This window comes from Williamsia sp., from assembly GCF_016462415.1.
GTDB lineage: Bacteria > Actinomycetota > Actinomycetes > Mycobacteriales > Mycobacteriaceae > Williamsia_A.
On sequence record NZ_JAEMTF010000028.1, the window covers coordinates 1 to 4,071 of the forward strand.

A 4,071-nucleotide genomic window follows, 5' to 3' on the forward strand; every position below is an offset into this window, starting at 1 on the left:
GTGGAACCGCCGGCGGTCCGGTCGCGAGGGCCCTCGGTGAGTGCGATGTCGACCCAGGCGTCGATCCGTGTGGACACATCGTCGATGGCCGCCACCAGGTCGGCGGCCGTGCCACGCGCGGTGAATTCGGCTGCACGGTCGCGGGGTATCCGTTCGCCGCCGATGACGGAGCCGAGCCAGGACTTCAGCATCTCCGTGCAGTGGAAGACGATGGCGTAACAGCTGTTGGCGCCGGGCAGAGCCGGCGTCGTGTTCACGTGCTCGTCGCCCAGCTCGACGACGATCGCACGCAACGACGCCAGGTTCTCCGCGATGAGCGCGCAGACCGCGGTCTGCAGTGGTGACGACGTCACCACGGGTACGGCTCGAAGTCTTTGAGGAAGCAGCCGTACAGATCGATCCCGTTCTCCCCGTCGACAATCGGGTGATACACCCTGGCCGCGCCGTCGACGAGATCGAGCGGCGCCCGAAAGCCTTCCTCGGCCAACCGCATCTTCGAATCGTGCGGGCGCTCGTCGGTGATCCACCCGGTGTCGACCGCGGTGACCAGGATTCCGTCGTCGAACAACTCGCCGGCACTGGTGCGGGTGAGCATGTTGAGTGCGGCCTTGGCCATGTTGGTGTGCGGGTGGCCGGGCCCCTTGTAGCCGCGGGAGAAGATGCCCTCCATCGCCGAGACGTTCACCACGTACTTACGTCGCGCGGTCGATGCCCGTAAGGCAGGCGTGAGGCGTGACAACAGGATGAACGGCGCCACGCTGTTGCAGAGCTGAACCTCCAGCAACTCGAGGGGGTCGACGTGATCGACCGACGCGACCCAGCTGTTCGAGCTGACCAGATCAGGCAGCAGGCCGCCGGCATCGACCGCGGTGCCGTCGGCGATACGCGCCGGCGACGCCGACCCGGCCGTCATCGCCAGCGCCACCAGCGATTCCGCTGCCGCATCCGAGTCCGACCCGCCCGCGAGGGCGTTGGGGTGCAGCTCGCTGCTGTCGCCCATGGTGATCGCCGGTATCGCTGCGGCCCGACCCGACAACGGGGCTGCCTCGGCGTCGGTGAGCGAACGATAGGAGCCAGGGGAGCGGCGCACGGTCTGTGCGGCGTTGTTGACCAGGATGTCGAGACTGCCCTTCGACGCGACCGAGTCGGCCAGAGCGACCACCTGCGCCGGGTCACGCAGATCGATGCCCACGATGTCGAGACGATGCAACCAGTCGTCAGAATCCGATTGCGCAGCAAAGCGTCTCGCGGCATCCCGAGGAAAACGGGTGGTGATCGTCAGCTCGGCACCGTCGCGCAGGAGCATCAACGCGATGTACATGCCGATCTTCGCGCGACCGCCGGTGAGCAACGCACGCCGACCGGTCAGATTAGTGCGCTGATCACGGCGGGCCCGGTTGCTGCGCGCACACTCCGGGCAGAGCTGATGATGGAACGCGTTGACCTCGGTGTACTCCCGCTTGCAGATGTAGCAGGCCTGCGGGCGGATCAGATGGCCGGCGACTCCGGTCCCGTCGCCCGACAGACCGATCCCCGCGGTCTCGTCGTCGATGCGGTCGGCCGACCCGGTTGCCGTCGCGGAGAGGACCGCGCGATCGGCATCGAGACGCTCACGATGTCTGGCGCGCCGGTGGGTGCGTTTGGCGACCTTGAACATGCGGGCTACCGCCCGCTGTACGGCGACGGAGTCGGGATGGCCGTCGTCGAGCAGCGCGGCCTGTTCGAGAACCCGCCGCATCGTCGCCATGTCGTCGGGGTCGATCTGCTCGGTCACCTGACCAGTGTAGAAGGGCCTGCCGCGCGATCCCGGCCGGGACGGCTTGTGCTACAAGGAACTTATGAGCAAGCCTGCGGTCGGCCGTGACGTTCATCTGTGTGTGATGGGCGTCAGCGGGGTCGGCAAGACCACCGTCGGGCAGGAGTTGGCACGGCGGCTGGGTCGTGCGTTCGGCGACGCCGACGATCTCCACCCGAAGGCCAGCGTCGACAAGATGGCGTCCGGCACAACGCTCACCGACGCCGATCGCGCCCCCTGGCTGGATGCGGTGGTCGAGTGGCTCGACGATCGGCCCACCGACACCGGCGGGGTCGTGTTCGCCTGTTCCGCCCTCAAACGGCGGTACCGGGACCGGATCGCCCAGGCCGACGCCCCCGTGTTCTTCGTCCATCTGACAGCGGACCCCGCCGCGCTCGAGGATCGGCTACGGAACCGGAAGGGCCATTTCATGCATGTCGACATGCTGCAGTCGCAACTGGCCGACCTGGAGCCGGTCGCTGCCGACGAGAACGGTGTCGAGGTCTCCACTGCGGGTTCGATCGAGGAGACCGTCGACGCGGTCCTCCGAAGAATTCAGACCGATTGAAAGTCTCGATCGACATCGAGACGATTGTGTCCGGAGGGGGACTTGAACCCCCACGCCCGTTAATAGGGCACTAGCACCTCAAGCTAGCGCGTCTGCCATTCCGCCACCCGGACATGCACGGTTTTTTGCTCCCGTACGAGTGCCGGACAACATTAACCGACCGTCTCGCCCGAACCCAAATCACCGGGACACTCACGGGTGTGACCAGTGATAGGAATGGGACGTGACCGACAACAGTGCTCCCCGCGCCACCGACGAGGTCGTCGACCTCGTCAGCGCGCTCATCCAGTTCGACACCACCAACACCGGCGAACTCGAGACCACCGTGGGCGAGGAGGAATGCGCCCGGTGGGTGGCCGGGCAGCTCGAGGAGGTCGGGTACGAGACCGAGTACGTCGAATCCGGTCAACCCGGACGCGGCAACGTGTTCGCCCGACTCCGCGGCGCCGATCCCGAACGCGGCACCCTGCTGCTGCACACGCACCTCGACGTGGTCCCAGCTCGTCCCGAGGACTGGAGCGTGCATCCGTTCTCCGGTTCGGTGAAGGACGGGTACGTGTGGGGTCGCGGTGCGATCGACATGAAAGACATGGTGGGTATGGCGCTGGCGCTGGCGCGTCAGTTCCGACGCGAGGGCACGGTGCCGCCCCGCGACATCGTGTTCGCATTCCTCGCCGACGAGGAGGCGGGCGGCAAGTGGGGCTCGCACTGGCTCGTCGAGAACCGTCCGGACCTGTTCGAGGGCATCACCGAGGCGGTCGGTGAGGTCGGCGGGTATTCGTTGACCGTCGACACCCCCGACGGCTCGCAGAAGCGGCTGTATCTGGTGGAGACGGCCGAGAAGGGAATTGCCTGGATGCGGCTCACCGCGTCGGCGACGGCGGGCCACGGGTCGTTCCTGCACGAGAACAATGCGGTGACCATCCTGGCCGAGGCGGTCGCGAAGCTCGGCCGCCACACGTTCCCGCTCGTGATGACCGACTCGGTGGCGGAGTTCCTCGGTGCGGTCAGCGCCGAGTCGACTCTCGAGCTGTCGCCGGACTCGCCCGATCTGGAGACGACGCTGCACAAGCTCGGGTCGATCGCGCGGATCATCGGGGCGACGTTGCGCGACACCGCGAACCCCACCATGTTGAACGCCGGTTACAAGGCGAACGTCATCCCGCAGACCGCGACCGCGGTCGTCGACTGCCGAGTCCTGCCGGGACGGCAGGCTGCGTTCGAGGCCGAGGTCGACGCGATCATCGGACCCGACGTGACGCGGGAGTGGGTCACGAAGCTCGACTCCTACGAGACGACCTTCGACGGGGCGCTCGTGGACGCGATGAACGACGCCATCCTGGCCTTCGACCCCGACGGCCGCACGGTTCCCTACATGTTGTCCGGCGGCACCGACGCCAAGGCGTTCGCGAAGCTCGGCATCCGCTGTTTCGGGTTCGCGCCCCTGCGGCTCCCGCCGGAGCTCGATTTCGCGGCGCTGTTCCACGGGATCGACGAGCGGGTCCCGGTCGACGGTCTGCTGTTCGGCACCGAGGTGCTGGAGCATTTCCTGCTGCACAGCTGATCCCGATACCAAAGCGTTATCAATTCATCGCCGCTAACTAGTAACGCGAACGATCGGTACTCCGAAGTACCGGGTGATTCGACCTTCCGTCGAACCCACCCGGATCCAAGGAGTTCGCATGTCCGTCTCGACCCGCTCGTCTCA

The 4,071-nt window shown here is 66.7% G+C and carries 4 protein-coding genes and 1 tRNA gene; 2 read left to right on the plus strand and 3 right to left on the minus strand.

What is annotated here, in order from left to right; translation table 11 throughout:
• Positions 1–353 (minus strand): DinB family protein (locus JHC79_RS09310; RefSeq protein ID WP_296389919.1); only part of this gene is annotated, 353 nt, incomplete at its 3' end.
• Complete coding sequence (locus tag JHC79_RS09315; RefSeq protein ID WP_296389988.1) at positions 350–1,747, minus strand: SDR family NAD(P)-dependent oxidoreductase; 1,398 nt, start codon at positions 1,745–1,747, stop codon at positions 350–352. The genes JHC79_RS09310 and JHC79_RS09315, both read right to left, overlap by 4 nt.
• 91 nt (positions 1,748–1,838) lie before the next feature.
• Here JHC79_RS09315 and JHC79_RS09320 point away from each other — a divergent pair, with 91 nt between their 5' ends.
• Positions 1,839–2,363, plus strand: coding sequence for a gluconokinase (locus tag JHC79_RS09320; RefSeq protein ID WP_296389921.1), 525 nt, complete (start codon positions 1,839–1,841; stop codon positions 2,361–2,363).
• A gap of 27 nt (positions 2,364–2,390) precedes the next feature.
• Here JHC79_RS09320 and JHC79_RS09325 read toward each other — a convergent pair.
• A tRNA-Leu gene (locus JHC79_RS09325) sits at positions 2,391–2,476 on the minus strand.
• A 110-nt stretch (positions 2,477–2,586) separates the two neighbouring features.
• Between JHC79_RS09325 and JHC79_RS09330 the strand changes: the two genes are divergently transcribed.
• Positions 2,587–3,927, plus strand: a complete 1,341-nt coding sequence (locus JHC79_RS09330; RefSeq protein ID WP_296389922.1) for a M20/M25/M40 family metallo-hydrolase — start codon at positions 2,587–2,589, stop codon at positions 3,925–3,927.
• Positions 3,928–4,071 lie beyond the last annotated feature (144 nt).

What these genes read in the sequence shown, in the direction of transcription:
- JHC79_RS09315 (WP_296389988.1), bottom strand. Translation starts at nt 1,747, where the DNA reads ATGGCGACGATGCGGCGGGTTCTCGAACAGGCCGCGCTGCTCGACGAC.
- JHC79_RS09320 (WP_296389921.1), top strand. Translation starts at nt 1,839, where the DNA reads ATGAGCAAGCCTGCGGTCGGCCGTGACGTTCATCTGTGTGTGATGGGC.